The sequence below is a fragment of the Natrinema longum genome, assembly GCF_017352095.1.
Classification (GTDB): domain Archaea; phylum Halobacteriota; class Halobacteria; order Halobacteriales; family Natrialbaceae; genus Natrinema; species Natrinema longum.
On sequence record NZ_CP071463.1, the window covers coordinates 1,224,858 to 1,249,830 of the forward strand.

Here is a 24,973-nt window from a genome sequence, read left to right on the forward strand (position 1 = left end):
CGCGCCACCACCCACGCCAGGAGCGCGAGCGAAGCTGTCGGGGACGAGATGGTGTCACCGACCGGAATCAAAGCTCGAAACGACCGACCGTTTTCAGGACGTCATCGGTTCAGTACCCACGCCGCGAACCCGAGCGAACCGATCGTCCAGCCGGCGAGACTCGCCAGGCTCGCGATCGGCGAGGCGACCGCCGGCCCAGTCCCCGCCGCGACGACGATCGCACTGTCGAAGACGAGACCTCGGTACGCGCTGAGCGGGCTGACCGCGAGCGAGTAGACGAGTTCCGCGTCGCCGATCGCGCCGGCCGACACCCCGAACGCGATCGCCAGGTCGAACCCGACCAACAGGACGACGAGCGCGACGACCGCCAGCGCGAGCGCGCTTCGCGTCCCGCTGACTGCCGCGGAGATCGCGATCGCGACGGCGAGCACCGCCAGCGCGAACAGCAGCGTCAGGACGATGAAGCGAGCAAACAGGATCGGGGAGTCAGCGCCCGAGTGTGACGCGTACATCGACAGCGCGTCGCTCTCGGAGCGAGCCACCGCGGCGGCGACGACCGCCAGCGGGACGACGACGGTGACGAGGAGGCCGATCGCCCGCCCGACGTAGACGCCGAGGACGATCTCGCGGTTCGAGACGGGATAGGTCTCCAGCACGTCGAGTTCGCCGCGTTGCTCGTCGCCGAGGATGGCGCGATACCCGAACGCGACGGCGACCACTGGAACGAGCAACTCCAGTGGCGTGAGCAGGTCGACCAGGGTCGGGACGTAGCCGGCCCGCACGCTCCCACCGACCCAGGCGATCCCCAGCAGGACGGCAGTGAACGCGATCCCGAGCACGAGGAACGTCCGGTTCCGACGGATCGTCCGGAGCTCTCGAGCGACGATCGTCGCGAGGAGGTGTTTCGAGTCGGGTGCCGTCGGCCGCGAGCGATCGGTCTCGCTCACCTCCTCGCGGACGGCCGATTCGGGTTCCGAGGTCCCTAGCTCGCCGCTCATGCGCGCTCACCCTGGACCCGGACGGTGTCGAGGTCGCCGCCGATGGCGGTCTCGTAGACCGACCACAGCGAGTCGACGTCGAACTCGTCTTGCAGGTCCGCGATCACGCCCTGCCGCACGATCCGTCCGTTGGAGAGCACCAGCACCCGATCGGCGGCCCGTTCGACGAGTTCCAGGTCGTGGGAACTCAACAGGACCGCGATCCCGTCGTCGGCGAGGTCCGCCGCGACGTCGAAGACGTGCATGCTCATCCCCGGGTCCAGCCCGCTGCCGGGTTCGTCGAGGACGACCACCGGAGGGTCGCCGATCGTCGCCTGCGCGATGCCGAGTAACCGCGTCATACCGCCGGAGAGGGCTTCGACCGGTCGATCGGCCGCGTCAGCGAGGCCGACCCGATCCAGGTGGGTCATCGCAGCGGTTTCGTCGGCACCGACGAGCGACGCGTAGAACTGCAGCGTCTCGAGCGTCGTGAACCCGGGACGGAACGCGGGGTGTTGGGGCAAGTAGCCGATCCGTCGTGCTGTGTCTGGTCCGTGGTACGCGATCTCGCCCGCGGTCGGCTCGTGGAGCCCGGCGAGCGATCGAATCAACGTCGTCTTGCCGGAGCCGTTCGGGCCGATCAGCGCGGTCACGGTTCCGCGATGGAGGGTCGCGGAGACGTCCTGGAGGACGGAGACCGCGCCGTAGTCGTGATCGATGTCGATCGCCTCGAGTATCGGTGGTGTATCAGTCATGGGTCGTCCGTGTCGTCTCGTAGCATGTCCAGGCATCGTCGGCCCACTCGGTGCGCTCGAGCAGGTCCGGGTTGTTCGGCTCGCAGGTCGGTGCCTGATCGACGATACTGCCGGTTCGCATCCCGGGGACCGAACCCTCGAGTCCGCCGAGGGCCCTGAGCGCGGGTGCCCGGACGAGCGTCGGTGCACCGTCCGTCCGGTGCAAGTGCCCGTCGACGGCGTCCGTGGGGGCATACGACAGGTCGGCCCGGTCGCCGTCGGCGACGGTGGCACTGCCCTGCCAGTAGTTGCCTGTGTCGCCGTCGCTCCAGACCCGGAGCGGCCCCGACCGCACGTCGGCGTGTGCGTCGTTCCCGACGAAGTCGTTTCCGACGACGCGGTTCGTCGGGAGCATGGAGAAGACCTCCGTCCCCAGGTCGTTGCCGGCGATCACGTTGTCCTCGTAGATCGACGCGGTCGAGCCGACGAGAAGCCCGATGTCGGAATCCGTGAGGAGGTTCGATGCGATGTAGGTATCGCTCCCGCCAGTCGTGAGGGCGTACCCCGTGTCCCGGACCGTGTTCCCGACGACCGCGTTTCGAACGGGCCCGGTCATGATATAGATCCCGGTGTGCTCCTGACCACGAAGCTCGTTGTCCGCGATCAGGGCGTCGTTCGTGTGCATCACGTGGACGCCGAGCTTGTTCCCCTCGATCTCGTTCGAGCGAACGACTGCGGTCGGGGACCGATACAGGTAGATGCCGTTCCTGCTGCCTAGGACCGTCGAGTTCTCGACGACGACCGGCGAGTGGTACAGCAGCATGCCGGCGAGTCCCTCGGTCGGGTCGTCGGTCCCCGTTACCGTGACGTTCCGGATGACGGCGTCCGTGCTGTCGTACGTGATGATCCCGCTCGCCGGGGTATCGATTCGGACGTCCTCGACCAGGAGACCCTCGGCGGTATAGGCCCCGATTCCGGCGTCGGTGCCGGCGTAGTACTTCGTGAAGGTGGCGTCCCAGGCCTCGTCGTCCATCTCGACGGGGAGTTCCTCGGCGTCTCTCGTCTTGTTTCCGACGCCCTCGATATCGAGTCCCCGGATCGCGGCCCGATCGGTCGTGACGGTGATGACGGTGCTGTTGCCGTCGCCACGGATCGTCGCGTTCCCCTCGCCGGCGAGCGTGATCGGACGATCGATCTCGATCGTCTCCGCGTAGGTCCCCTCCGGGACGACGACGGTGGTGTTCGCCGGCGCGTCGTCGATCGCCGCCTGGATCGTGTCCGCGTCGTCACCGACGACGACCGATGTCGGCCGTTCCGTGGCTCCCGCGGCCGCTTCGACCCGCTCGTCGGCCAGGTCGCGCCGATCGTCGACGCGTTCGCGGGCGATGCTCGCGTCGTCGCTCTCGAAGGGGACCTCGAGCAGCGAGTCCCACGCGTGGACCGTGCCGCCGTGAGTTCGGGCGAACGCTGCCGCTTCGTCGCGATCGGCGAACGAGACGACGGTGTCCCCGGCGGGCGTTCGTGCGTCGCTGTCGACGACGTACCACGCCTCTTCGGCCTCGATCCAGCCGGGCGATCGATCCGTGACCGGATACCCCTCCTCGGTCAACTCGATCCCCGTCCCGCCGTAATCGCTGACGTACACCGCCAGCGAGTGGCCGAACCGCTGTTCGTGGTCCGGTCCGCGCCGGTCTTCGACGAACGTTTCGACGCCGTAGTAGCCGACGACGTACTGGTACTGCGAGTAGAACACCTGTGCGCGGGGGAGCGAGACGTCGTCGCCGAGCGCGTACTCGGCCTCGAGCGTGAGGCCGACCGGCACCGTCTCGTCGAACGCGACGGGATCGGGCGTCGTCGACCCGACGTCGACGGCGAACAGCCCGACGCTGGCCAGCACGACGACGACGAGAAGCCCCAGAAATATCGTATTACGAGATCGGACGGGCACGTTCGACGGTTGGTCTCTGCGAGAAATATACCATCTGGTTCTCATCTCGAACGAACATGTGTATTCGATCACACTTGGGGCGTGGGGAATCGACGACCGCTCCCGCCACGCCGTTGGTTCGGAAGCGTGCAAACTCTTGCTCGGCGCTGACGGAGAACAGCCAAAACGCGCGGGGTCATCAGACAGCTGTTAGTCGTCCCAAGAAACGCTCGTCCGAACGGTTCCGAATCGATGTCCCGGATTTTCGATGAAAGAGCCATGCCAGACGACTTCGATCCCCTCGCCCCAGCACAGGCCCTGTAGATGCCCCTCGACGCACGTCGTCACGAACTCGAGTACGGTCCAGGCGATGGTAACCGCATCCAGCTCCTCGAGGGAACGGGTGGTCCCGTCGACACCCCGTGCAGTGTCGGTGGACGAGGACGTGGTCGTTGGACGGTCTCGGATTCAGCCGAGACGAAGGCAGTCAGCGTCATCGTTCACGTCCACGACCGGAGAGACGTTCGTCGTACTGGATGTCCGTGACCCGTCCCTGCCACGCGTGTACGTCGCCGTCTGGAAGATGCCAGACGACCTCCCCCGCCGTCGGCACACGCACGCCGTTCCGCGTCTCGTAGTTCCGCCAGTAGCCGGACCAGGGCGTCTGCTCGTACCCGTCGTCCACGCGTCGATACCGATCGGCGTGGACCCTGGCTACCTCGTCGTCCTCGTTGAACGAGAACGTGAGGGTGGCGGATACGTCTCCGTCTTCGACGGTCGCGTTCGCCGTACTGTCGTCGATCGACTCCCACTCGACGCCCGCTGTGGGAAGGAGCGCGGTCGGATACCAGACGGCCTCGGCGAGATAGCGCATCAATTCTGCTTCTTCTAACTCCGGACTCGAAGTGGCCCTGTCGAGCGGGATGACACCGAACAGGGACACGCTCGCAGTGCCCTCCCAGTCACGGAACAGGTCACGGACACGCAACGAGAGAAGCGGGGCGAGTTTGATCGACGCGTCCCAATAGAACCCTGGCGGGTCTACGGTGACGTGCTGTGTCGCAGTGAACGATTTCCACGGCGACGACGCATCACCCAGGCGCAGTTTGCCGCTCTGCTCGAGGCGGACCGAGTCGACGTAGGGTTGCCCCTCACGAAGTGCGTTGGCCAGGTACGCGCGGACGGGGTCGGGGACTCCCGCTAAATCGTCTTCGGTGAACGCCGCTTCGCGCCCGACGTTCGCAGGCTGACGGAGTTCGTCCACGCGCCGGGCCGTCTCACGCTGCCGCCAGACGGTGCCGACGAGACCGACGACGAGGAGGGCGACGCCTGCACTGAGAAGACGTTTGAGAACACGGACGTGATGCATAGCCACAGGTCAACGGCCGGCAATAAAGAGGATTCTACTGCCGGTCGCGAATCGGCGAGAACGACGCTACGAGTTGTGGGCTACTTTCTCGAGAGTGAATCACCGGCGCACAGCCACCAACCGACCGCGATCACAGGCTATGGGACGAGATTCGACCCGACGACCGTTACCCGCAACGACATCGGAATCGGGGCGATCGCCACACCGCTCGCACTCGTCGGTTCGACGAGGCGACTCGTCGCGACCCACCGTTCTCGTCGAACGGGTTCGCTCTGTGATCGCCGTTCTCCAGTGGAAGCGATGCCCTTTTTCGAGTGTTGTCAAACGTTGTCGTACGTAACTCATCCCTCCCTTCTCGCGGGTGTCACTGACTTCGGGTTCGTTCCGTTTCTCGACGTCGTACAGCCGACTCGCCGGGACGAACCCGTTACGCATCGGCTTCACCTCCGTGACGACCGGGTGATGTCTCTGGGCCCGGAACCAGTCGCTGGTTCGGTTCCAGTTCAGAGGTCGGTGCGTCCGAAGTATAGAATAACCGTTTCGGACCGTTTAGACGGGATTTCGTAGCCGAATTCGATTCGGCCACGCTTCGGGTCTTTTGCGGATGGGCCCTGACGGATTCGTAACTACGCCGACGGCTCGCTTCGCTCGCCATCGTCTAGTTCGAATCGTCAGCGATCAATTCCTCGAGCCTCGCGAACTGCTCGGCTCGCTCCATGGGCCCTGACGGGACTGGACCCCACAGGTACTGCTACGTTCGTAATCTCGTGAATCATGGTTACAGGTCAGGAAGGTAGTCGCGGCGCTGTTCGGCCTTCTCGCGGGCGTTTCTCCGGTCGTAGTGGCGGTCAAGGATGTCGTCGCTCGCGTCGAGACGATCACCAACGACCCGGCGCGGGACATCTTCACGACGGTAGGCCGTCACCCGGCCGCTCCGAACGTCGTGGGGAGATCTCGATGACGGGCACGTGCTCGCTTTCGAGTAGTACGTCGCTTCGCAGTCCTCGGGCTCCCGGTCGTGTGGACACTCCGCACCGCGCCAGCACGGACGGGTCAGTCCGTACATCGTGTCTCGAATCGTCGAGACGCACGGTCGGCCTGAAGTCGTCGTCAGCAACGGCGAACGACCGTGGTCGTCGGTCACGTCGTCTCGCGGTCCGTCGACGTAGTCCTGAAGGACCCCGGCAACGTGGCCACTGATACTGTTCCATCGCTCGCCTTTCTCGCCCTTCTTGAGCGGTGTATCCGTCTCGGGTCGGTGGACGAATTGGATGCCGGGAGAGTCGCCCTCGAACTCGCAGTCGCGGAGATCGAGCCCTCGGATACCACCCGCACGCGCCCCCGTGTGCCAAAGCAGTAGCAACGTGATGTGCTTTCTCGAGGCGTATTCGTACCGCTGCAGGTAGTCGAGGATCTCGACGGCCCGATCGGGCTCGAGGGTCGTATCGCTCACGCCCTCGCTGGCCGAAACAGTCGGCAACGGAACCTTGCTGAAAAGATCCTCAGGAACCGCGTCGATGTCCGCACAAAAGCGAAGGAACGCACGTAACGTAGCGAGTTGCCCGCGAAGGGTGATCGTGGTCACTTCCTCGCGGCCCTCGCCGTTCCCCTCCCGTCGCCAGACGCGGTACGCGTAGAGATCGCGTCCCGTGATTTCGTTCAGGTTGTCGATGCCTTCCTCGGCGCACCACTGCGTGAACGCTTCGAGACGGTAGACGTGCGACGGGAGCGTCTGATCGCTCAGTTCGTCCCGACGGCCCTCGATATACATCTCGACGGCCTGCTCGGGACCGATCGGCTCGAGATTGTCACTCATCCCGATCACCACCGGTCCAATTCTCGGGACTGCCCCAGCGGAATCGCGGGTGATCGTCCTCGAGTTCGTCGCGCTCGAATAGCCGATCCTGCAGCCACGTCTGCAGCGCGGGTCCGGACCGATCGTGCGGCGGGTGGTCCGGCATGTGATGGTTGTCGACGCGTGCCGATAGATCGTCGAGACACGCGATCATTTCCACCAGCACCGCGTTCTGATAGCGCATCTCGGTCGCGATCGCCTCGAGGGCCTCGGTCTGTCGTTCCATCGCGTCGGCCTGGCGCTCAAGGATCTCGCGTTGTGCCTCGAGGGCGAGGAACTCGTCACTCCCCATCGCGATCACCGTCCCCGGAGCCATCGGTCGCGGCGATCTCGAGTTCGCACGCGTCCGCGAGTCGCTCGAGGCGCTGGCGTAGCAGCCCACGCCCATCGCTGGTGAGAACGTATTCGTTCGTGCGCTTGTCGAGGGCCGACTTCTCGACGAGCCCGCGCTCGACGAGCGTATCGAGGTTCGGGTACAGCCGCCCGTGATTCACGTCGCCGTACTGGGGCTCGAGCCGATTCTTAATCGCGAGTCCGTAGCAGGTCTCGCCGTCGCGCTCGAGCCTGGCGATTGCTTCGAGAGCATCGCGCTGGAACCCAGAGAGATCGCCCCACGTCGTACCGCCGTCGGCCACGAGGTACTGGTCAGAAGCGGTCGATGCGTCTGTCGTGTCGGGGCTTTCAAGGCCCCGCGAATTGTCGTCGTACATGGCTTGCGTACCACATCTACGCGAGCCGCGCGGACCCGGTGTCACCAGCACCGGCCCGCAGTTTTCGTACGGACCCAACGGACAGTCGGGTCCACGTGAAACTCGCGTTATCCAACCAGTCTTAACTCCAGCACAATAAAAACTCGTACTAGGTAGTACGTCTTTTCGAACTATATAGTTTGAAGATAGTGGCCATGCGATTCTTTCAAAAGCACAGTCTGTGATTGACAATTGATGAAGCAACCCGGTGGCTGGATGCAACTTCCAACTGATAACCAGATTCTGGAAGCCCTCACCACCGGATTGGATCTTAAACCGTCGACTATCGCACACAATATAGGAAAGGCAAGAACAACCGTTCAGGAACGCCTTCCCGTGCTTGTCGAGTACGGGCTCATCGAAAAGGTCGACGACGCTGGTTACTATCAAATCACTCCAGAAGGTGAAGCTTATCTGGAGGGAAATCTCGACGCGGACGACCTCGAGCCGGATACCGAGTGATCGGTGTCCGAGTCTCGTCGGTGCGGAGCGAACGCTTATCAGCGTCTTTCTCCTACGTGGCGGTATATGGCGAGTGCGACACGACGTGACCGAAACGAGGGCGTCGAGTTCGTCCACGAAGACGACGGGAGAATTACCGCCGTCGACCTCGAGACCGGTGTCGCATCGTTCGGCGACTCCAAGGCCGAAGCACTGTCTATGCTCGCGGAAGCCCTCGAACTGCACGAGGGCGGCGGTGAGCCGGTCACAGACGCGGATCTCGAAGAATTGGGGCTCGATCCCGACGCGACCGGTGACAAGGAACTCCCCGAGTTCATGCAGTAGATGGTTCGGACGACGTTTTCCGGACGGGAAATCGCGAAGGTTCTGCAAGATCACGGGTTCCGTCCAGTCGACCGAACGGGTAGTCACCTGAAGCTCCGATACGAACATCCCGAAACCGACGACGTTCGGACCGTCACTGTCCCGATGCATTCCGAGGACAAGATCCCGACCGGAACGATGCGGTCGATCGCCAATCAATGCGGTGCGGAGGACTTCCGCGCCTGGTGCGAGTGGATCGACGATAACCGGTAGGCTCATTTCTCGACCCCCTCGAGTCCAATCCGTCGAAGCAGCGGCTCGAGCCAGCTGGAGATCTCATCGTCGATTCGTTGGCCGTTTTCGTTCAGCGTTAGAATCAACCCGGCTGTCTGGTCCTGGACAGCGAAAACCCAGTGCCGCCCACGTTCGACGCGAACGTCGATCCGCTTCTTGTTATCCGGCGAGCCGGTGACCTCGACGTCGACGGATCGACCGTCCTCGAGTTCTCTACTCAACCGTAGTTCGTCGGGCCTCGAGCGGCCTGATTGAACGGACATGGGCGAGTGAAAGCCACAGATGTGGATAAGTCCAGAGCGGAGATGAACGGAAAATCGCCGAAATCGTCTCTCGGGTTCGATATCGGCCGGCAAGAGGACTCTATTCCGATGAGCGGAAAATAATTGGAATGAACGGAAATCTCAAAAGTCGGGGACGGCGTAGGTTTTTCCTCTCCCGCTTCCGTTCGATTCGATCAGCCCGTACTTTTCCTCGAGATTCGAGAGATACCGACGCCGGGTGCTTTTGGCCTTCGGGTTCTGTGCCCGCTGTTCATAGGTATCGTGCAGTTCCGATCCGGGAATCGTTCCCGACACCTCAATAATATCGTAGAGCAGTCGCTTGTGCGTCCCGAGGTCCTCAACGCGCTCGAGATGGATCTCCTCGAGGGCAGCCGCCCGAACCTCGTCGACGATATCGATCGTGATCTGTGATCGATCGCAGTCCCTCGAGACGGCTCGTGCGGAGCTTCGAAGGATGCCGATCGCTTCGCGAGCATCACCGGCGGCAACATCGGCGATATAGCCGATCGCGTCGGTCGAAATCGTTCCCGGCCGCAGTCCGGCCCGAATTCGGGCTTGGAGGATATCAACCAACTGTGCGTGCGTGAATCGGTCCAACGTGATCGTCTCTGCGCTCCGGAGTCGACTGCGAACGCGAGAGTCGAGGTGCGCAAAGAGATCGTCCTCGTCAATCGTGATCGCAACGATCGTCACATTCGGAATATCGATGAGTGCCTGTAGCGTCGTATCGTCCTCGATTACGTCGACCTCGTCGACGATCGCGACGATTCGCTTGTCGCTCTCACGGAGTCGATCTATAAATGCGCTCGTCGGTGATCCGATCTTTTTGAGATCCGCCCCTAAATCCGCGTCGCGCATGACTCCATAGAGAACTTCGGCTTTTGATGAACCGGAGATACAGTTATGATAGCCCCAGCGGAAATCGAGCGTCTCGTGCTCGAGCTCGCGAACGACGAACCTCGCGAGAGTCGTCTTCCCCGTCCCGCTCGGACCGAAGATGAGCACGTTCTCTCCGGTGTCTCCGTCCGCAATGGGCCGGAGTGCGTCGGCCAACTGTTCGATTTTCGCATCCCGATGGTAGAGGTCACTCGGAATATGAGAAGGGCGGAGGGCTCGAGCGTCCGAAATCATGATCGGTAGTTACTGTACTACCTATTAATTTCTGACGAGTGAGATCTACCTTGAAAGATGATCAAAACAGTAGAATCTGATTTGGTTGTTTCCTTATCTAATCCATCAAGCAATCTACGCGCGTTCGTAGCCAAGCGCCCGCGACGCTTCGGCGGACAGCGTCACAGACTCATCGCCAACCGTCACCCTTTCTCCGGTGACAGATTCGATCAATTCGGCCAGTTCCTCGCGATAAGACTGTGACCGATCTTCCATGATTTGGATCGAATCGGTCGTCGGGTCAGTCAGTGCCCGATTTTCGAGATAGGAGTCGACGAACCGCTTGCGGACCGATTCCGGAGCGTCGTCGAGATACCATGGCAGCGATAGCCCTTCGATCTCTGTTTTTCTTCCCATCGGTGCGCCGAGAACAGTCAGCACACGGCCAAGCGCGATCGCATCCTCGCCGGGGACAACTGCCTGACTCGTTCCTGATTCTTCCGTCCGGTAGCCAGTACCGGCCAGTTCAAGGGCTTTAATAACGGTTGCGTCGTGTCCGTCGTCATTAAGAGTAAACTTCGGTGTGTGATTGGTATGAATTGTTCCACCTGAATAGACGTTCGCGACGAGCACGTTCAGCGGCGTCAAATTATCGTACGTGACACCGATCCAGTCACGGGCATGTGAACTGTACAGTCCTTGAATGACAGGCGGTACTGCCCCCTCGTCAATCCATGGCCGGATTCGCTCGGTCGGTGCATCCGCCGCAGAGGCAATATCGCCAATACTCGTCTCTGGGTTATCAACGCTGAACGTGACCGCGCGACGATACTGTTTGACCGCACTCCACGTATTGTCGTATTCGCCACCGTCGTAGGTGCGCGCAAAGGCTCGTTCAGTGACAAGCGTATCTGAATCAGTCATGAGTTGTTCATATGGCCGAACTGAAAAATTCATGCCGATTTGTTATATGATATCGAAATCGCCAGACAACGTCACTTCAAGCCATCACTGCGTGCTTTCCAGTTGTGGCTGATTCTCAGTTTTGAAAGTCATTGTTCCTAGAACAATCCTGACTATCAGGTAAATATATATGTATCCGGTTACCTCTCACGAATTAGCATCGGTGGCAACGTCCAAGAAAGCGGGGACGCAAGGTTGGTTCCCAAATCCCCAAATCCGCACCTCGCCGTTTGGTGAGGAGGCGAATAAGCTTTCTTACCGTTTGCACGATGCGTGAGAACACTATGGATTTGAAAGCGCTCAAACCGAAGTTGATCGGATCGGACGACGAACGTGCAGTCTCACCTGTTATTGGGGTTATTCTAATGGTGGCGATTACGGTTATTCTTGCTGCAGTCATCGCCGCCTTCGTGCTCGACCTTGGTGGGAGTGTCGGGCAAGAAGCTCAGGCAGGTGTGTCGATGGAGGTTGACAGTTCTGCTAATGAAGTGCAGGTCGAAGTCACGTCACTCGGGAATTCAGACCACGTGAACCTCACGTCGAGTGACTGGTCTGGTAGTTCTGCGCCAAGTTCTGCAGAATATATGAAGGTCGGCGATGCTGTCACCTATGCGTACGATGGCGGTAGTGGCGATATCGATGAAACCGGACAAATGTCCGCTGTTGCCGTAATCAACGAGAGCGAGACGGAAACGCAGGTTGGCAGCGAAGAGTGGGACTTCAGCTAATATAATCTCGAAGTAATATATGGATCTTAAAAAATATAGAAGTCGTTTGATTGGGGGTGACCAAGAACGGGCAGTATCACCTGTGATCGGAGTGATACTAATGGTTGCTATCACGGTCATTCTCGCAGCTGTGATTGCTGCCTTCGTGCTTGACCTTGGTGGAAGTGTGGGCCAGGAAGCACAGGCGGGTGTGACGATGGAAGTCGATGATAGTACCCAGGAGATCCAAGTGGAAATTACGTCGCTTGGGAACGCAGACCATGTAAATCTATCTGGTGCTGCAGTTGAAAGCAACCTAGAAACACACCCAGACGGTACATCGAAAGGTGATCAAGTAGACGAGATGAAAGAGCTAACAGTTGGGGATTCTGTCACTATTGGTGATGGTGATGATGGTGCTGATGTCCACTTCGCTGCTGCTGAGTCGGGTGCTACGGACACAGAAATTAGCGGAACCGTAACCGCTATTGCTGTCATCTCGGAGGACGATACACAGACCCAAGTTGCAAGCGAAGAATTCGACTTCGACTACAGCTAACGCTGTAATTTGGTTTTCAAATTTTTCGGTAGCGATCACCACTCAAATAGATACAAATCAACCTAAATCAGCAAGGAAGGAGGGTATCGTGACTCTGTTACGCGTCGATCTCCTCGACGAGTTCGAGCGACCACTGGCCGTCGTCGACGTGACGGATATGGACGTGATGTTCACCGTCGATCTCCCCGTCTTCGTCGAGTAATCCCTCAAGGCGGAGGTCGTCTTTCGGCAGGGTGACGCCCGCCGAGTTCTGGTCTAACTTTCTGAGTTTGTTCAACGCCATGCAGCGGGCGGCAACCCGCCTTGGCATAAAGGTTGCTGAACCTAGGTTTAGCTGACGTTTTCGGCGAGGGCGGTAATCCGCTTTTCCGTTGCACAATGGCAAGAGACGTTATCGACAAGATCGATTACGCGGCGCTGTGGGTCTACCCCACATTTGCATCGATGGTCTTCGGGGTCTGGTCGTGGAACCTCGAGGTCCTGGGTGGCTACAACTTCAGTTCGGCGTTCTACAGCGCCGGGGGTGTGGACTTCTCGGTGCCCCTGATCGGGGCGACCACATCCGTCCTGTGGATTCTCTGGACCAACGAGTTCGACGGCTCGAACTACTCGGACATGGAGAAATGGACGATCGTCGGGACGCTGCTGTTCCCGGTCGTCTTCGAGTTCGTCCCCGCGTTCAATCAGTTGCTCTCGAGCAACGACTGGTTCCTGATCGGCGGCACGGTCCTAGTCACGTTCGCTGCCGGCTGGATTTCCTACACGGAGTGATTCAGATGACGGAATTAATCAAAACCGGTACCTCGGTGGTGAATCGAATCGCGTCGGCAACCCTGACCATCGCGGTCGCGGCGATCGTCGCGATCGCGCTGTACGAGCTGGCGATGGTCGCGCTCCTGGTCGCGACGGGGGGACTCTAAGATGTCGGCCCATCGGCCCATAGCCCACCGCGTGTTTGCGGTCATGCTCGCAGTGCTCCTGGTCGGCTCGCTGCTCGCTCCGATCGCGGCGACGGGGACGGTCGCGGCTCAGACCAGTGGCGACTCGATCGAGATCAACGAGGACTGCGGAACGATCGCGAAGTTCGCTTTCCCGCGGTCCTGCCATGCTGCCGAGGCGACTTTCGGAGATATTGATACCTCACAGGAGTCCTCGGCAATCGAAGTTGACACACATACCTCGGCTGTTGGTGTCTATGAAGGGACTCAACAGTCCACCTCGGTCTATCAGAATTACCTCGAAGACACCGAGACACTGGCCTCGCTCGAGGCGCGGCACGCGATCGCGACGGCCTACGAGAATAACAAGACTGCGGTCGAGGCGCAAGCGGCTGGGCAGCAAGCAATCAACGACTATTATGCACACCACCAAATTCAGCTGGCCGAGCGCGTGAGCGCTGACTCCGCTGAATTAGCGTATCTGATGAACGTCACCCACCAAGATCCGGACATCTCAGATGAGTTCATTCATGCGTGGACTGCCAATCATGATGGATCGACATCTAGCGAGTCGTTCGCATTCACCGGTAACACGTCCACACAGACGATGACGCTGGTTAACGGCAGTGAATACCAGCATGAACAACTTGAGATCGAAACATCGTGGTCAACATCCGGCGGCAGCACTGGCGGCGGGATCTATAATGACAGTCTGTTCGACGACTACCACGCTGAAACGGACAATTTCAACGTCTCGGCAGGAGTTGATAACGACTGGAGTTGGCCGGGTGGTATCCAAGTGATGAACGCGCCGGCTGCGTCGCTCGACTCGGCGACGGTCTACGATTACCGACTGACCGCGAAGCAGAGTCACCGGATCGAACAGCAGGCTCAGACCGTGCAGTCAAACTATCCCAGTACGGTAGCTGAGGACCTGTATGCCAAGATGGATGCGGGCGAATTGAGTCCATCCGAAGTGCGCGGAGCCGAGGGCATGGTCCGGTACATGGCCGGAAACGAAACCTCCGGGGACGCTCTCGAATACGCGCTTCGAAGCACGCTCGATCTCCCACAGCCGGATGATCTCGAGTCCACGATGACGGTCCACTTCGACGGGAAGACGGATCGCCAGCGAAGCGTGAACAGTTCGACCGGAGCCGTCTCGTACGAGTACAGCACCGTGAATGAGACATACGAGGGCATGCTGTACGCAGGAGGCTTCCCGAATGGATCGGCCAAGACGGGAGTGGCGTACAACGTCTCTGACTTCGAGAAACAGCCGTCGATGGTCCTCAGTTCTGGTGAGTCCAACACCACCACTGAGGTGATATTCTGGGAGGGTCAGTTCACCATCCAGAACATGACTGACTCGGCAGGCAGCGAGGTCAACACGATGGAATACAGCGGTCCAGAGTACGGCACATATGATGCAGACGGATACATCGCCGGGCTCGAGAACGCGAGTGATGGGCGTGGACAGATCGTTAGCAAGACCAGCGACGGCGGGGACGGTATTCTCGGCGGGGCCGGCGGCTGGCTTCCCGAGAACGGGAGCGGCGACATGTGGCTCGGGGCTGCATTCCTCATCGCGATCATCGCGATCGTTGCAGCGGCAGTGACCAACCTTGCCGGAGAACTGGGGCCCTAACCATGTCTCGTGTTGAGTTTTCAAAGACGCGGGTAGTGCTGGCGTTCGCAGTCATCGCGATCGCGGCGATGGGCATGGGCGTTGGGCCTGTGAGCGCACAAGACGGGGAGAACCAGAGCGCTCCGGGCAACGAGAGCAACCAAACCGCCCTCGAGCAGATCGCGATCGACGATCAAACCCGAGTTGTCGAGTTCGATGTCGGCAACGGCGATGCTCAGATAGTGATCGAAAGCGAGGAACCCCAGCCGATGATCGTGAGCGACGCGCTCGCGGGGATCGAACAGGCCGGGGCGACGAAAGTCCCCGAGAAAGAATACCAACTGAGCGAGGGACGCAACGAGATCTCGCTGTCCGTCGCGTCGATCAACGGCGACTCTGCCGTTTCGGTCTCGACTCGCGGCGGCACCGTCCGACTCTCGAGCGGCATGTCGGGAAGCGACGATCCGTTTGAGTCGTTCGGTGGTGCGAGCGGACTGTTCACGGGCGTACTCATGACGGTCGGACTCGCCGCGCTTGCTGCGTTCTATGTGGTGAAAACCGAATCGAAGGGGGTTGAAAAAGCATGAGTGAGAACCTGAGCACGACGTTCGGCAGTTGGAAAGACCGACTCACGTACATCGTTGCAGAGGCACAGTTGCTCGTGATCGGGATCGCGATCTCGGTCGGCATCCTGTTGCTGTTGGTCCGTCCGTCGGTCCCTGGTGTGCCGCCGGTCGCGGTCGGGATCGCCGTTGCGTTGATGCTACTCGGGCCGCCGCTGTTCGGCCTGTTCGCGGTCGGTGCCGAAAAGCTCCGCAACCGGCACAGAGAGACGGTGTACCACATCAACGGCGTGACCGACACCCGCGAAAAGTACTACGTCGCGCCGGAGTTGTGGGAACAGAAGACCGTCGACGGACCGAGCCCGTACGTCGCCAACGACGGCGATGCCTACGAAGTCCGTGAGTTCGAACACCTCGAGGACATGGACGAACTCCGGGTGACCGGCTGTTACATGAGTCAGATGGCCGATTCGAAACTCGTCACGAGTAAGGCCATGCTCGAGGACGTTCACGGCGACCTCGTCGACGCGTTCCTTGAGTTGAATCGACTCCGTGGACGTATCTCGAAAATGGGGCTCGAGATCCAGAGCGACGTGATCAATCAAGAAGCGGAAGCCGACGAGAGGGGATTGATGAACCCGAAAACGTCGGTCAAAGATCGCTTCGACGCGGCCAAATCCGATGTTGAGGACAAGCCTCCCGAGGACATCGAAGACATCGACGGCTACGAGGACGAGTACATCCGTAGGCACGGCGAGCATGCACCCCGACCACGTCCGAATCGGCTGTACGATACCGTCGACGGGATCCACTCACCCGCTCGAGCGGACGGTGGTCGCGATGAGTGACGAACAGGACAACTACACGGTCGGCGGCTTTCGCGAGTACCAGGGCAACAACCTCAAGCGCGATCCCGACGAGGTGCTTCCCCACGCCGGGTTCGTGAGAGACGAGCAAATCGACCGTCAAATGGCCATGCGGGCGATTCATCACGACCCGGACCGCTGGGACGGGAAGGCCGCCGCGGACTATCTCTCGGTCGGCAAGAATCGAGACATCCTGCAAGCAGAGGGAAGCGCGACGGCCCGCCAAGCGCTCGACAACGGCGACACGCTGACGCTGAAACACTACATCGGCGACCCGAGCCAAGAGGCCGATCTCTCCGGTATCAAAGCGATCTCTCGGCTCCGGCAGATCGTCGCGGGACCCGCGCCGGTGATCGTGATCCTCGGCGAAATGGGAGCTGGCAAAACGAACCTCGCGTGTCTCGTCACACAGCTGCGGGATCGCTGGGTCGACGGCGATCTCCGCGTCGCGAGTAACATCCGAACGCTGGATCGCAACGACGACTGGACTCGCGACGATGGTTCCGTCGAGGACGGCTGGATCCCGAACTATCCCCTCCTCGAGGAATGGGTCGGCCAGGACGGCGACCCGGTCACGAATCCCCAACAGCCGAAACTGTTCATCGGCGACGAGTTCAGTACGAACGGAAGCGGCACCGGAAAAGACGGCCAGAAGGTCCGGAAGTTGATGGGGCCGCTCGTGTTCAAAATCCGCAAGTACAACGGCGCACTCGTCTATATCGGTCACGACGAGAGTTCGATCCATCCGCTCCTGTGGCGCGTCGGTACGATTCTCAAGAAGCCCGACCGGAACAACAAGGGGAAGGCTCTCATCGCCGAGCGGATCGCTGGCGGGAAGCTGAAAGACGTCGATCCGCGGCCACTGAAAGGTATTCCGCCAGCCGATTTCGAACCTCACACGAACGACGAAGCGGACTGGTCCTGGTCCGCTCCCGCGAGCGACGATGGTGGCCCCGAGATTGCCGAAAGCGAGGTCAAGAGGGTCGCTGCGTGGACGATGGAAACCTGCCGGCAGCAAGGCATGTCTGCTCGCGAAACCGCCGAATACGTTCCCTACAGCCACGCTACCGTCTCAAACTGGTGGAACGACATCGATGAGGGCGGGGAAAAGGCCGATTGGGTTAACACGGTCGAACAGGTGATCGCATGAGAGCGTCGGGGTGGAAAGCTGTAAACCGGAATCGACCCCCGTTTAGGGGGATCGCAGGCCCAACGCCCAGCGCTCACACACCCTCAATTACTCACAATCCTCGCCCATCGCTCGCGATCGCGGCGAGACACCAGCGGAGAAGTATATATATCGGCGCGCGATGCGCGTGGTCCGCGTGAATCGATCCCAGCGGGCCAACCACTTCGGGACGATCTGCGAAAAGCGCATGGCGCGGAAGCGCCGCTTCGATCTCGAGCGCTCGAGCTGGCACGATGCGAGATTCGGGAACGGAACGCCGGTCGAAATCAAGAGTACGATGCTCGAGCACAGTGATGGGCAGCCGGGGAACTGGAAGGTCTATCGCCAGTATCACGAGAAACTCCGGCGGCACGACGGCTGGTACTGTTTCGTCGTCTATCGACCCCACGGACAAAGCGGCTGTACGATCCTCAATGACAAGATGGTCCGCTCGAGCGATCTGCCTCTATTTCGGTGGCACGGCGGTGGCGATCACCGCGGGACCGAGCAAGCGAAGATCTCGATCGACTCCATTTTCTGAATATGTTATAAGGAGAGAATGAGTGTTTCGACGACTGGTTCTCCGCTCATTAGGAGGATGACATTGTTGCTTGCACAGACGGCATACACGAGAACAGCACCGACAGCGAACAGTGCATCGTATGGTTTCGGGAGATAGTGCCCGATCATAACGACCGCGACGGCGTAGATACTTCCTGCAAGAACGACACCGGGCAGTCCGATTAGATTATAGAAGTGGGTCGTGATCGGATTGAGTTCGGTGGCGTACGGAACGAGAAAGAGGAATACTGTAGCGACGAGATCAACCAACCAGAACAAACCGAACGAGAGACGTATTGGTGGGCTTGCCGGACGGTTCAACGCTATCCCGCGGGTTACTGCTGGTTGCATACCTCTATCGGAACCACGGCACTCCAAGTTTTTAGGCATACCGAAACAAGGGGTGTCAGTGCTTAACTCTCTATAATATCGGTGAATTACTGATACGGCTGACCCCCGTCGACGGGTTACATTTTTCCTTTTGGTGTTACTGAGATAGAAGTGTCAACATCGAAGCGAACTGCGCGAGTACTCAGCGTCTCGGCGATCTCCCGGCGCTGCTCACGGGAGAGGTCGTCGCGCTCGAGGACGGTCCGAGCTGCGGAGACGAGTGAGTCAATATCTTCGCAAGCGAACGCGACCGCGTTGCTCCGATTACAATCGTAGAATCGGGCGGCTTTCTGAATCGCATCGAATCGCCATTCGTTCCCGTCGTCGGTCCGGATCCGAACGGAACCGGGTATCTCGTCGTGAGACATGGTCGTGAACACAACCCGCTATTTCTAGTTTTTTCGGTTCACTCGAGCCGGTTCAGTTTATAAAAAGAGGTCAGAGCACGACGTGATCGACGTGGGGACCAGGTGGATCGCGGCGGCAGCCCACGTCATATGAACACGGCCGGTACTCGGTTCGTGTTCATATTGGGGAAATTGATCTTCGCGGCATGCAACCCCGAGGGCATAGAGACTAAGAACGCATGGATTGGAGAGTCCTTCACAAATTAAGAAAGGGACCGCTCAGAAATCTGAGCCACAGGAATTATAAATATACTATGGTATGGGAAACAATAGAAGATGGTGCCGAATATTTCACTGAACAAAATCAAAGAAAGAGCAGCACTTTGGATTGCTTATGGTTTAATAATCGCACTTGTCCTGTGGTCTGTTTTTGAGATAATTGGATATACGAACTGGGTTGAAGTAGATTTACCGCTTTCTCCTTCTGACTTCGCAATGATTGCTAGTGCTGCTGGCACAATCGTTCTTACATTTGGGTTACTATTGCTATATAATAAGCAAGCCAGAATTCAGTCTGAACAAACTACAATACAAGAGAATCAAGAGTCACTAATGGAACAACAATTCACCCCACATCTAACAGCTGGTGTAAATTTCCTTAGTCTTACTTCTGTACAATTTGTAATTCAAAATACTGGAAACGGTGCTGCATTTGATGTCAGCGCAGAGTGGGAAGTAGCAGGAGAAAAGAAAACGTGGGAAGTCCCAAATCTGCCACCCGGAGAAAAACATGGTTTTCCGATAATTGTTGATGGAGACAGTTGGCTACTATCAATTGATGAAATAAAAAACTATTTAGAAGAGAACAATGCCTCGTCAGTAATTGACTATAGATTAACATGTGAAGATAGATTTGAAGAAGAAAAAGAATTCTCCAGTTCTGTGGATTTTGGAGTAATAGTCACTAGATCGGAGTCAGATGAAATATGGAATGAAGAACCATTAGAGGAAATCTCAGGACATATGAGGAAGATGCAAAGGGATATACGAAAAATGAGGCGATATCAACAAAACAATGATAAAAATGAAAAATGGAGGAAAAGAATAGAACAGACCAAAGAAATATATGGATTTATACAGGAGTATGATGGTATAACGGTCGAGGAATTAAACAGTCTGACAAACATATCCGAACAAAATATTCGATACCGGCTACAATCTCTTGATGATGCTGGTGGGGTACATTATAATTCCAACACAGATACAGTTCAACTCGCAAGTGAATCACAAACTGCTCTAAGTGAGTTTTGAGATGCCCCCTTTACCAAATTCAAAGTTATTAGTGGCTCCTAGCCTCTGTGCGATATGTGGAGAAGGATCAAATCACGATGTCATCCATTTAGAATTTAAAAAGAATGGCCGGATTAAACTCTGCAACGATTGTTTTGAAAGCGTAATTGATGACAAAGTACCCTACCAGTGCGGATTATGTGATCGCGGAGCAGAATATGGAACATGGCGAACAAAACGATATGATACACCACCCCAACCGAATCCACAGAGCCACAAATATATAGCTGACTATTGGCTATTTTGTGAAAGCCACTTTAGGGAACTTGAAGAAAAAACCAAGTCTCGATTGCGACAGACTAAAATTCCTGAATTTGATGAAAATGGATATCGTGGCTATCATAGCTTTGAGGATGTATTTTTACCAATGAGAAGGACACGTCGCTAACGAATAATAGTGACTTGGTCAACTGTGGGTGCTGTTATTTTTTGCGCTACAACTTGGCGACAGTGCGGGGGCGAGACAGTTGATCTGGACCTTTGCCTTAGCCACTATAGTTCGACCTGGAGGATCGCGTCAGTGACAGTGAGTCCGTGTTGATCTGCAATGTCAGCTGCGAGGTTCAGCGCTTCCTCTTCTCGCGGAGTTGTTTTATTGTCGTGAGCAAGCTGTACGAGCGCGTAGATGATCAATAGGTCATCTTGCGGGTGTCGCATGACGCTGACTCTGGCCCCGTCTTGGTTAATAAATCCTCGTAGGCATGTCCGACAATCCATGTTATCAAAGTTCCGCCCCATCCTACCAGTGGCAACGCCGCTCTATCGCCTCGAATCAGTTGGCTAATCTTTGCGCTAGCGCGGTTCACGCTCTGCGCGCCGCGCAATTACCCTGCTCCCTTAGGGGCAACTTATCATCATTACCGTGAATTAGCGGCTACAAAGGCTAATACCGCGATAATAAAGGCAATAATCGAAAGAGGACCAATGAAGCTGGAAAGAGCCGTCCCACTACCGAAAATCAATGAATTGCATGCGTCAGGAAACGTTTCTGTAGGACATCTTTCTGCAAAGGGAGAAAGGATAGCAAAACCCGTTAGCACAATAATCACCGTCGATACGAATCCTATGATCGGAGCAACTACCTTGGCAATATCAGACATATAACAGACAACGTAATTCATCAAATTAGATGTGTTGCACAGAGGGGCTATTTCGAGTGGATCAACTGGAGATTTTCGTGCGAAGGTGGGGGTGGGGCGCTGTAATTTTTTGGCGCTGTCGCCTTGGCGACACCCGCCAAGGGGGCTTTCGCGCGAAGCGCGAAACGACCCCGCAGGCGCTGCGGTGCGATCGCGGTGCCGACCCCGGCCCTCGAGGGACGAACTACAATCAGATTTGCATAGGAAACGGTGGTAGTCAACTTGAGTTGCAGAAAACAGCGATACCGAGAGTGTTGCCACTATCCGGGCTGATTCAGCGATCGGCGACCGCACCGACGAATCCGGTTTCAGTCCCGCCTCCGGGAGTCTTCCAGGTCAGCTCAACGCCGCGAAGCGTGGTCGGATCGTTGCCCGACTTCGACCATTTCTCGAGGGCTTCACTGGTGATCGTGGCGACGTTCTCGAAGCTATCGTACTTCAGTCGGGAGAGGATCGTATCGATCCGCATCTGTCGAGGCTCGCCCTGGTCGTCGAACTCGAGGTCGGCACCGTTCTTCGCGAGCCACTCCTGGAAGGGAGAGGACTCGGCGACGTGATCGGCCAAGCCCATGATGTGTTGCATCCGATCGGCGTAGCTCTCGATCGCGTACTCGGCGGACTCGACGAGCGCGCGGAGTTCCTCACGATACTTCCGGGCTCGAAACGACACGTCGCCCTGGTCCAACTCGAGGATGTCGCCAAGGTCGTTGATCGCTCGGTAGATCGTCGCGGGGTGTTTTCCCAACTGGTCGGCGAGGTCGTCGACCGTCGCGCCGCCATCGGTCGCGATCGTCTCCGAAACGTCGCGGGCAGTCTCGCCCATATCTCGCAGCGTCGTCATCAACAGGTGATCCGACTTCGCCTCGAGGCGCGGTGTAGGATCCTCGTACAGTTCGACCAGGTCGTCTCGAGCGACGGCGTCGAAGTGATCGTCGGCGACGTAGACACCGCTGCCGTCGGGTCCGAGCGGAATGTCTTCCCAGTGCAGCGCGTTCAACAGCGTCTCCTCGATTTGCTCGGTCACTTCGTGTCGATCGGCCCACGCCCATGCCTCGCCGTCGTTCATCGACTTGTTCACCAGTACCTCCACCTTCGGGTGGTACGACGGGTGATCCTTCGAGACCGCGTCGGGATCGGCGAGCTGGTAGATCTCGAACTTCCGCCCGTAGGTGTGCCCGGGTAGCAGTTCGCCGGCCGACGTGGGGTTCAAGAACAGCCGGTTCTGGTGGTTGACGACTTCCTCGTTGTCGATGTGGAGCTCGGCTTTCACTCCCTCGAGGTCGGAGAGATAGTGCGCGACTTTCTGTAAGACACCGGCCGACGAGAGCTTTTCAGCCCATTCACGGCGAATCCGAACGTACCGCTCGTACGCCCACATTCGACTCGCCGAATGCGGGGTCGTTCTGAAGTATTCGGAGTGAATGCGCTCGCCGGCGTGCTCGAAGATCGCCGCGAAGAACTCCGGCAGCAACTCGAGACCGCGGTCGGGTTCGATGTTACTCGTGTGGAACTCGACGTCGACCCCATCGACTTCGCCGACCTGATTCTCCCAGGGGAGTTGCAACCGCTCGCCACTCTCCCAGTGGCGCATGTTCGGAAACCGCGGTGAGATATTGTACGACGCTTTCCGCTCGCCACGACCGCGTCCCTTGATGTCCCACTCGTACAGTCGCTCGGCGTTGATCCCGTCGGACAGCCGGGGCGCGAACCCCGACTTGCTATAGCTCACTTCGAGGTGCCAGGGCTCGCCGTCAATCTCGGTCGTGATCTCGAGGTAGCCCTCGAAGGGCGGGCCGAGCATGACCGACGACAGCGCGTCGTACGGACCGCGGCCCCAGTCGGGCCACTTCCATCGGCCCTCGATCTCGTGGGGTGTCGTCTCGACTTGGGACACCGCTACTCACCTCGATCGCGCTCCCGCTCTCGCTCGCTCTCGAGCAAGCCGGTGAGCACTGCGACTGGGTTCCACCACGTCGCTCCCTGGCAGGGATAGCAGACGTGCTTGAACGACGTACAGTCGCTCGCCTCGAGTGTCGTGGGGTCGGCGTCGGGCTGCTGGTCCATCGCCTCGAGAGTGGCACGCTTGACGCGGGTCCGCCCACAGCCCACGCAAACAGCGTCGACGGGAACACCGACCTGACCGGCTGCCGCGCTCGCCAACTCGGCCTCGAGGTCGCGATCGTCGGATTCGGTGTCGACGCTCACCGCGGCTCACCTACCGTTACCGACGGATCGACACCAGCCGGATCGATCACGTGCGACCACGCCAGTTTTGCGACCTCGGATTCCGAGCGCGAGCCACCGACATCGTACCACCGGCCGGATAACAGCTCGTCGACGAGCGTCGCCGGCACGATCGCGCGGGCCACCTGAGGGAGCCCTGGCCGAGGAAGGTAGACCGCGAACAGGTACATCCCCGCTGCCTCGAGTAGTTGCTCGTGAGCGGCTCGCTTGACGTAGAACCGACCGCGGGTCGATCGACTGCCGTTGCTCGTCTCTATCTGACAGCCTTTGATCTCGACGGGAACGGCCGGTTCAACGAGGACGATCCCGTAGAACGGCAGCGAGTGACTCGCCTCGAGGACGGCGGTCGTCCGAGCGTCGTGCCAGGTGGCGGTGTGATCGCTGACGTACTCGAGTTCGTCGACGGCCTGGACGATTTCTCCCTCGAGAGCGTCACCGCTGGCCTTCGGACTCTCCAACTCCGACGCTCGAGAACTCATAACGGACCCTCCCGCGCGTCACGAACCACGCGCGTACACTCCGGGCAGAGACGACGAAGTGCGTCGACGCGATCACCGCACCGCTCACACTCGTCGGCTTCGACGAGTCGATTCACGCCGACTCACCTCGCTTCTCGAGAGTACGGCGAATCTCCGCGTCGGTCGCTTGGTGGGCCGGATGGGCGATGGGCGACCGACTCTCGACATCGTACAGTTCGCTCGCTTGGACGAACCCGCTACGCATCGGCCTCACCTCCGTGACGGCCGGGCGATGTCTCCGGGTCCGGAACCGAAACGTCGACGCCAGCTGCAGAGCCGCGGGTCAGTCGTGCGTACGTATCGCAGTCACCGCACCGATGAGCGCGATCGTCGTCGTCACCGAAGACACGGCGGAACCGATCGGTGACATGAGCCCCACAGTGTTCGCACGTCGAGTTGTCGACCGACGGCCAGGGAGCGACCGTCACGCCGACCACCCCGTTTCGGCTACTAATTTCGCATGACTGCGACGACCCGGAACCAGTCGCTGGTTCGGTTCCAGTTCAGAGGTCGGTACGTCCGAAGTATAGAATGACCGTTTCGACCCGTTTAGACGAGCTTTTGTAGCCGAATAGGATTCGGCCACGCTTCGGGCTTTTTGCGGATGGGCCCTGACGGATTCGAACCATCGACCACTCGGTGTCTCACACGATCTCACTCGGTCAGATCGTGTTATGAGCCGAGCGCTCTTACCAGACTGAGCTAAGGGCCCCTGCACTTGGGGGAAACCATGGAATATAGTTAACCCTTACTCTCCGTTGCGCTCGAGTCGACCGACTCGAGCAGTCACTCCGCGCTCGGCTGGTCATTCGGGGGGGGGTCGTACAGTCGTGCCCGAGCGGTAGTGTCCATCTGATCGCACGACAGCGGTGTGCTCAGTGCGCCACTCGTTGCAGTGGCTACTGGAGTCGACGTTCCCGACGCAGTGGGCCTGGAAGTCGGCGACGATGGCGTCGGAGGACTGCGATG

At 58.9% G+C, this 24,973-nt stretch carries 32 protein-coding genes and 1 tRNA gene; 13 read left to right on the plus strand and 20 right to left on the minus strand.

Features of this window, described 5'->3' with window-relative positions; genetic code table 11:
• Positions 1–101: 101 nt before the first annotated feature.
• From J0X27_RS06065 to J0X27_RS06095, 7 genes are all read right to left on the minus strand, one after another.
• A complete protein-coding gene (locus tag J0X27_RS06065) occupies positions 102–998 on the minus strand; it encodes an ABC transporter permease (protein ID WP_207271503.1) in 897 nt (298 codons plus the stop codon).
• Positions 995–1,732: an ABC transporter ATP-binding protein gene (locus J0X27_RS06070; RefSeq protein ID WP_207271504.1), complete on the minus strand. Its 738-nt coding sequence runs from the start codon at positions 1,730–1,732 to the stop codon at positions 995–997. Before J0X27_RS06070 ends, J0X27_RS06065 begins: the two co-directional genes overlap by 4 nt.
• Complete coding sequence (locus J0X27_RS06075; protein ID WP_224214635.1) at positions 1,725–3,659, minus strand: NosD domain-containing protein; 1,935 nt, start codon at positions 3,657–3,659, stop codon at positions 1,725–1,727. Before J0X27_RS06075 ends, J0X27_RS06070 begins: the two co-directional genes overlap by 8 nt.
• A gap of 472 nt (positions 3,660–4,131) precedes the next feature.
• Positions 4,132–5,007, minus strand: coding sequence for a DUF6544 family protein (locus tag J0X27_RS06080; protein WP_224214634.1), 876 nt, complete (start codon positions 5,005–5,007; stop codon positions 4,132–4,134).
• A 778-nt stretch (positions 5,008–5,785) separates the two neighbouring features.
• Positions 5,786–6,823: a tyrosine-type recombinase/integrase gene (locus J0X27_RS06085; protein ID WP_207271506.1), complete on the minus strand. Its 1,038-nt coding sequence runs from the start codon at positions 6,821–6,823 to the stop codon at positions 5,786–5,788.
• Positions 6,816–7,178: a hypothetical protein gene (locus J0X27_RS06090; RefSeq protein ID WP_242634237.1), complete on the minus strand. Its 363-nt coding sequence runs from the start codon at positions 7,176–7,178 to the stop codon at positions 6,816–6,818. Before J0X27_RS06090 ends, J0X27_RS06085 begins: the two co-directional genes overlap by 8 nt.
• Complete coding sequence (locus tag J0X27_RS06095) at positions 7,144–7,572, minus strand: PadR family transcriptional regulator (protein WP_207271507.1); 429 nt, start codon at positions 7,570–7,572, stop codon at positions 7,144–7,146. The genes J0X27_RS06090 and J0X27_RS06095 overlap by 35 nt, the downstream gene beginning before the upstream one ends.
• A gap of 234 nt (positions 7,573–7,806) precedes the next feature.
• Here J0X27_RS06095 and J0X27_RS06100 point away from each other — a divergent pair, with 234 nt between their 5' ends.
• From J0X27_RS06100 to J0X27_RS06110, 3 genes are all read left to right on the plus strand, one after another.
• Positions 7,807–8,073 (plus strand): winged helix-turn-helix domain-containing protein, encoded by a 267-nt coding sequence (locus J0X27_RS06100; RefSeq protein WP_207271508.1) that lies wholly within the window; start codon positions 7,807–7,809, stop codon positions 8,071–8,073.
• A 66-nt stretch (positions 8,074–8,139) separates the two neighbouring features.
• Positions 8,140–8,397, plus strand: a complete 258-nt coding sequence (locus tag J0X27_RS06105) for a type II toxin-antitoxin system HicB family antitoxin (protein ID WP_207271509.1) — start codon at positions 8,140–8,142, stop codon at positions 8,395–8,397.
• On the plus strand, positions 8,398–8,649 hold the full coding sequence (locus tag J0X27_RS06110; RefSeq protein WP_207271510.1) for a type II toxin-antitoxin system HicA family toxin: 252 nt from the start codon (positions 8,398–8,400) through the stop codon (positions 8,647–8,649).
• A 2-nt stretch (positions 8,650–8,651) separates the two neighbouring features.
• On the opposite strand, the gene J0X27_RS06115 is transcribed toward J0X27_RS06110, so the two are convergent.
• From J0X27_RS06115 to J0X27_RS06125, 3 genes are all read right to left on the minus strand, one after another.
• The gene (locus tag J0X27_RS06115; protein ID WP_224214633.1) at positions 8,652–8,933 is read right to left on the minus strand and encodes a hypothetical protein; all 282 of its coding nucleotides are present in this window, start codon (positions 8,931–8,933) and stop codon (positions 8,652–8,654) included.
• Positions 8,934–9,074: 141 nt separating this feature from the next.
• Positions 9,075–10,085, minus strand: a complete 1,011-nt coding sequence (locus tag J0X27_RS06120; protein WP_207271511.1) for a Cdc6/Cdc18 family protein — start codon at positions 10,083–10,085, stop codon at positions 9,075–9,077.
• A gap of 114 nt (positions 10,086–10,199) precedes the next feature.
• Complete coding sequence (locus tag J0X27_RS06125) at positions 10,200–10,988, minus strand: hypothetical protein (protein ID WP_207271512.1); 789 nt, start codon at positions 10,986–10,988, stop codon at positions 10,200–10,202.
• Positions 10,989–11,311: 323 nt separating this feature from the next.
• Here J0X27_RS06125 and J0X27_RS06130 point away from each other — a divergent pair, with 323 nt between their 5' ends.
• Positions 11,312–11,755, plus strand: coding sequence for a type IV pilin domain-containing protein (locus J0X27_RS06130; protein ID WP_207271513.1), 444 nt, complete (start codon positions 11,312–11,314; stop codon positions 11,753–11,755).
• A 19-nt stretch (positions 11,756–11,774) separates the two neighbouring features.
• Positions 11,775–12,293 (plus strand): type IV pilin domain-containing protein, encoded by a 519-nt coding sequence (locus J0X27_RS06135; RefSeq protein ID WP_207271514.1) that lies wholly within the window; start codon positions 11,775–11,777, stop codon positions 12,291–12,293.
• A 97-nt stretch (positions 12,294–12,390) separates the two neighbouring features.
• Here the strand turns inward: J0X27_RS06135 and J0X27_RS06140 are convergent, their stop codons facing one another.
• Entirely contained in the window at positions 12,391–12,576 is a 186-nt protein-coding gene (locus tag J0X27_RS06140) for a DUF8053 family protein (protein WP_207271515.1), read from the minus strand.
• Between the two features lie 95 nt (positions 12,577–12,671).
• Here J0X27_RS06140 and J0X27_RS06145 point away from each other — a divergent pair, with 95 nt between their 5' ends.
• From J0X27_RS06145 to J0X27_RS06175, 7 genes are all read left to right on the plus strand, one after another.
• Positions 12,672–13,064: a DUF8023 family protein gene (locus J0X27_RS06145; RefSeq protein ID WP_207271516.1), complete on the plus strand. Its 393-nt coding sequence runs from the start codon at positions 12,672–12,674 to the stop codon at positions 13,062–13,064.
• A 5-nt stretch (positions 13,065–13,069) separates the two neighbouring features.
• A complete protein-coding gene (locus tag J0X27_RS06150) occupies positions 13,070–13,213 on the plus strand; it encodes a hypothetical protein (protein WP_207271517.1) in 144 nt (47 codons plus the stop codon).
• Positions 13,214–13,256: 43 nt separating this feature from the next.
• Positions 13,257–14,879, plus strand: a complete 1,623-nt coding sequence (locus J0X27_RS06155; protein WP_207271518.1) for an Env/VP5 family phage fusion protein — start codon at positions 13,257–13,259, stop codon at positions 14,877–14,879.
• A gap of 2 nt (positions 14,880–14,881) precedes the next feature.
• Positions 14,882–15,445 (plus strand): DUF8063 family protein, encoded by a 564-nt coding sequence (locus tag J0X27_RS06160; protein ID WP_224214632.1) that lies wholly within the window; start codon positions 14,882–14,884, stop codon positions 15,443–15,445.
• Entirely contained in the window at positions 15,442–16,269 is an 828-nt protein-coding gene (locus tag J0X27_RS06165; protein ID WP_207271519.1) for a hypothetical protein, read from the plus strand. Before J0X27_RS06160 ends, J0X27_RS06165 begins: the two co-directional genes overlap by 4 nt.
• Positions 16,262–17,437 (plus strand): hypothetical protein, encoded by a 1,176-nt coding sequence (locus J0X27_RS06170; protein ID WP_207271520.1) that lies wholly within the window; start codon positions 16,262–16,264, stop codon positions 17,435–17,437. The genes J0X27_RS06165 and J0X27_RS06170 overlap by 8 nt, the downstream gene beginning before the upstream one ends.
• Positions 17,438–17,612: 175 nt before the next feature.
• On the plus strand, positions 17,613–17,996 hold the full coding sequence (locus J0X27_RS06175; RefSeq protein WP_207269572.1) for a PD-(D/E)XK family putative nuclease: 384 nt from the start codon (positions 17,613–17,615) through the stop codon (positions 17,994–17,996).
• Positions 17,997–18,001: 5 nt separating this feature from the next.
• On the opposite strand, the gene J0X27_RS06180 is transcribed toward J0X27_RS06175, so the two are convergent.
• Together J0X27_RS06180 and J0X27_RS17880 are read right to left on the minus strand one after the other, a co-directional pair.
• Positions 18,002–18,367, minus strand: coding sequence for a hypothetical protein (locus tag J0X27_RS06180; RefSeq protein WP_207269573.1), 366 nt, complete (start codon positions 18,365–18,367; stop codon positions 18,002–18,004).
• A 116-nt stretch (positions 18,368–18,483) separates the two neighbouring features.
• Positions 18,484–18,774 (minus strand): DUF7692 domain-containing protein, encoded by a 291-nt coding sequence (locus J0X27_RS17880; protein WP_224214631.1) that lies wholly within the window; start codon positions 18,772–18,774, stop codon positions 18,484–18,486.
• 315 nt (positions 18,775–19,089) lie between these two features.
• On the opposite strand from J0X27_RS17880, the gene J0X27_RS06185 reads away from it, so the two are divergent.
• A complete protein-coding gene (locus J0X27_RS06185) occupies positions 19,090–20,064 on the plus strand; it encodes an LETM1/MDM38 family protein (protein WP_207271521.1) in 975 nt (324 codons plus the stop codon).
• A gap of 896 nt (positions 20,065–20,960) precedes the next feature.
• On the opposite strand, the gene J0X27_RS06190 is transcribed toward J0X27_RS06185, so the two are convergent.
• From J0X27_RS06190 to J0X27_RS06210, 7 genes are all read right to left on the minus strand, one after another.
• Positions 20,961–21,203, minus strand: coding sequence for a hypothetical protein (locus tag J0X27_RS06190; RefSeq protein WP_207271522.1), 243 nt, complete (start codon positions 21,201–21,203; stop codon positions 20,961–20,963).
• Between the two features lie 313 nt (positions 21,204–21,516).
• Complete coding sequence (locus tag J0X27_RS06195) at positions 21,517–23,136, minus strand: DUF7845 domain-containing protein (protein ID WP_207271523.1); 1,620 nt, start codon at positions 23,134–23,136, stop codon at positions 21,517–21,519.
• A gap of 2 nt (positions 23,137–23,138) precedes the next feature.
• A complete protein-coding gene (locus tag J0X27_RS06200) occupies positions 23,139–23,447 on the minus strand; it encodes a hypothetical protein (RefSeq protein WP_207271524.1) in 309 nt (102 codons plus the stop codon).
• A complete protein-coding gene (locus J0X27_RS06205; RefSeq protein WP_207271525.1) occupies positions 23,444–23,965 on the minus strand; it encodes a PD-(D/E)XK family putative nuclease in 522 nt (173 codons plus the stop codon). The genes J0X27_RS06200 and J0X27_RS06205 overlap by 4 nt, the downstream gene beginning before the upstream one ends.
• 112 nt (positions 23,966–24,077) lie before the next feature.
• The gene (locus tag J0X27_RS18070) at positions 24,078–24,209 is read right to left on the minus strand and encodes a hypothetical protein (protein WP_277410066.1); all 132 of its coding nucleotides are present in this window, start codon (positions 24,207–24,209) and stop codon (positions 24,078–24,080) included.
• The gene (locus J0X27_RS17885) at positions 24,202–24,441 is read right to left on the minus strand and encodes a DUF7563 family protein (protein WP_224214630.1); all 240 of its coding nucleotides are present in this window, start codon (positions 24,439–24,441) and stop codon (positions 24,202–24,204) included. The genes J0X27_RS18070 and J0X27_RS17885 overlap by 8 nt, the downstream gene beginning before the upstream one ends.
• Before the next feature lie 168 nt (positions 24,442–24,609).
• Positions 24,610–24,716, minus strand: a tRNA-Ile gene (locus J0X27_RS06210).
• Positions 24,717–24,973 lie beyond the last annotated feature (257 nt).

Bases quoted from the DNA above. Each gene is read 5' to 3' on its own strand.
- J0X27_RS06205 (WP_207271525.1), bottom strand. From the start codon at position 23,965: ATGAGTTCTCGAGCGTCGGAGTTGGAGAGTCCGAAGGCCAGCGGTGAC.
- J0X27_RS17880 (WP_224214631.1), bottom strand. From the start codon at position 18,774: ATGTCTCACGACGAGATACCCGGTTCCGTTCGGATCCGGACCGACGAC.
- J0X27_RS06150 (WP_207271517.1), top strand. From the start codon at position 13,070: ATGACGGAATTAATCAAAACCGGTACCTCGGTGGTGAATCGAATCGCG.
- J0X27_RS06190 (WP_207271522.1), bottom strand. From the start codon at position 21,203: ATGTCTGATATTGCCAAGGTAGTTGCTCCGATCATAGGATTCGTATCG.
- J0X27_RS06110 (WP_207271510.1), top strand. From the start codon at position 8,398: ATGGTTCGGACGACGTTTTCCGGACGGGAAATCGCGAAGGTTCTGCAA.
- J0X27_RS06085 (WP_207271506.1), bottom strand. From the start codon at position 6,823: ATGAGTGACAATCTCGAGCCGATCGGTCCCGAGCAGGCCGTCGAGATG.
- J0X27_RS06095 (WP_207271507.1), bottom strand. From the start codon at position 7,572: ATGTACGACGACAATTCGCGGGGCCTTGAAAGCCCCGACACGACAGAC.
- J0X27_RS06115 (WP_224214633.1), bottom strand. From the start codon at position 8,933: ATGTCCGTTCAATCAGGCCGCTCGAGGCCCGACGAACTACGGTTGAGT.
- J0X27_RS18070 (WP_277410066.1), bottom strand. From the start codon at position 24,209: ATGCGTAGCGGGTTCGTCCAAGCGAGCGAACTGTACGATGTCGAGAGT.
- J0X27_RS06160 (WP_224214632.1), top strand. From the start codon at position 14,882: ATGTCTCGTGTTGAGTTTTCAAAGACGCGGGTAGTGCTGGCGTTCGCA.
- J0X27_RS06185 (WP_207271521.1), top strand. From the start codon at position 19,090: ATGGTGCCGAATATTTCACTGAACAAAATCAAAGAAAGAGCAGCACTT.
- J0X27_RS06170 (WP_207271520.1), top strand. From the start codon at position 16,262: ATGAGTGACGAACAGGACAACTACACGGTCGGCGGCTTTCGCGAGTAC.
- J0X27_RS06090 (WP_242634237.1), bottom strand. From the start codon at position 7,178: ATGGCTCCGGGGACGGTGATCGCGATGGGGAGTGACGAGTTCCTCGCC.
- J0X27_RS06080 (WP_224214634.1), bottom strand. From the start codon at position 5,007: ATGCATCACGTCCGTGTTCTCAAACGTCTTCTCAGTGCAGGCGTCGCC.
- J0X27_RS06145 (WP_207271516.1), top strand. From the start codon at position 12,672: ATGGCAAGAGACGTTATCGACAAGATCGATTACGCGGCGCTGTGGGTC.
- J0X27_RS06070 (WP_207271504.1), bottom strand. From the start codon at position 1,732: ATGACTGATACACCACCGATACTCGAGGCGATCGACATCGATCACGAC.
- J0X27_RS06140 (WP_207271515.1), bottom strand. From the start codon at position 12,576: ATGGCGTTGAACAAACTCAGAAAGTTAGACCAGAACTCGGCGGGCGTC.
- J0X27_RS06165 (WP_207271519.1), top strand. From the start codon at position 15,442: ATGAGTGAGAACCTGAGCACGACGTTCGGCAGTTGGAAAGACCGACTC.
- J0X27_RS06120 (WP_207271511.1), bottom strand. From the start codon at position 10,085: ATGATTTCGGACGCTCGAGCCCTCCGCCCTTCTCATATTCCGAGTGAC.
- J0X27_RS06100 (WP_207271508.1), top strand. From the start codon at position 7,807: ATGAAGCAACCCGGTGGCTGGATGCAACTTCCAACTGATAACCAGATT.
- J0X27_RS06130 (WP_207271513.1), top strand. From the start codon at position 11,312: ATGGATTTGAAAGCGCTCAAACCGAAGTTGATCGGATCGGACGACGAA.
- J0X27_RS06065 (WP_207271503.1), bottom strand. From the start codon at position 998: ATGAGCGGCGAGCTAGGGACCTCGGAACCCGAATCGGCCGTCCGCGAG.
- J0X27_RS06135 (WP_207271514.1), top strand. From the start codon at position 11,775: ATGGATCTTAAAAAATATAGAAGTCGTTTGATTGGGGGTGACCAAGAA.
- J0X27_RS06180 (WP_207269573.1), bottom strand. From the start codon at position 18,367: ATGCAACCAGCAGTAACCCGCGGGATAGCGTTGAACCGTCCGGCAAGC.
- J0X27_RS06125 (WP_207271512.1), bottom strand. From the start codon at position 10,988: ATGACTGATTCAGATACGCTTGTCACTGAACGAGCCTTTGCGCGCACC.
- J0X27_RS06155 (WP_207271518.1), top strand. From the start codon at position 13,257: ATGCTCGCAGTGCTCCTGGTCGGCTCGCTGCTCGCTCCGATCGCGGCG.
- J0X27_RS06105 (WP_207271509.1), top strand. From the start codon at position 8,140: ATGGCGAGTGCGACACGACGTGACCGAAACGAGGGCGTCGAGTTCGTC.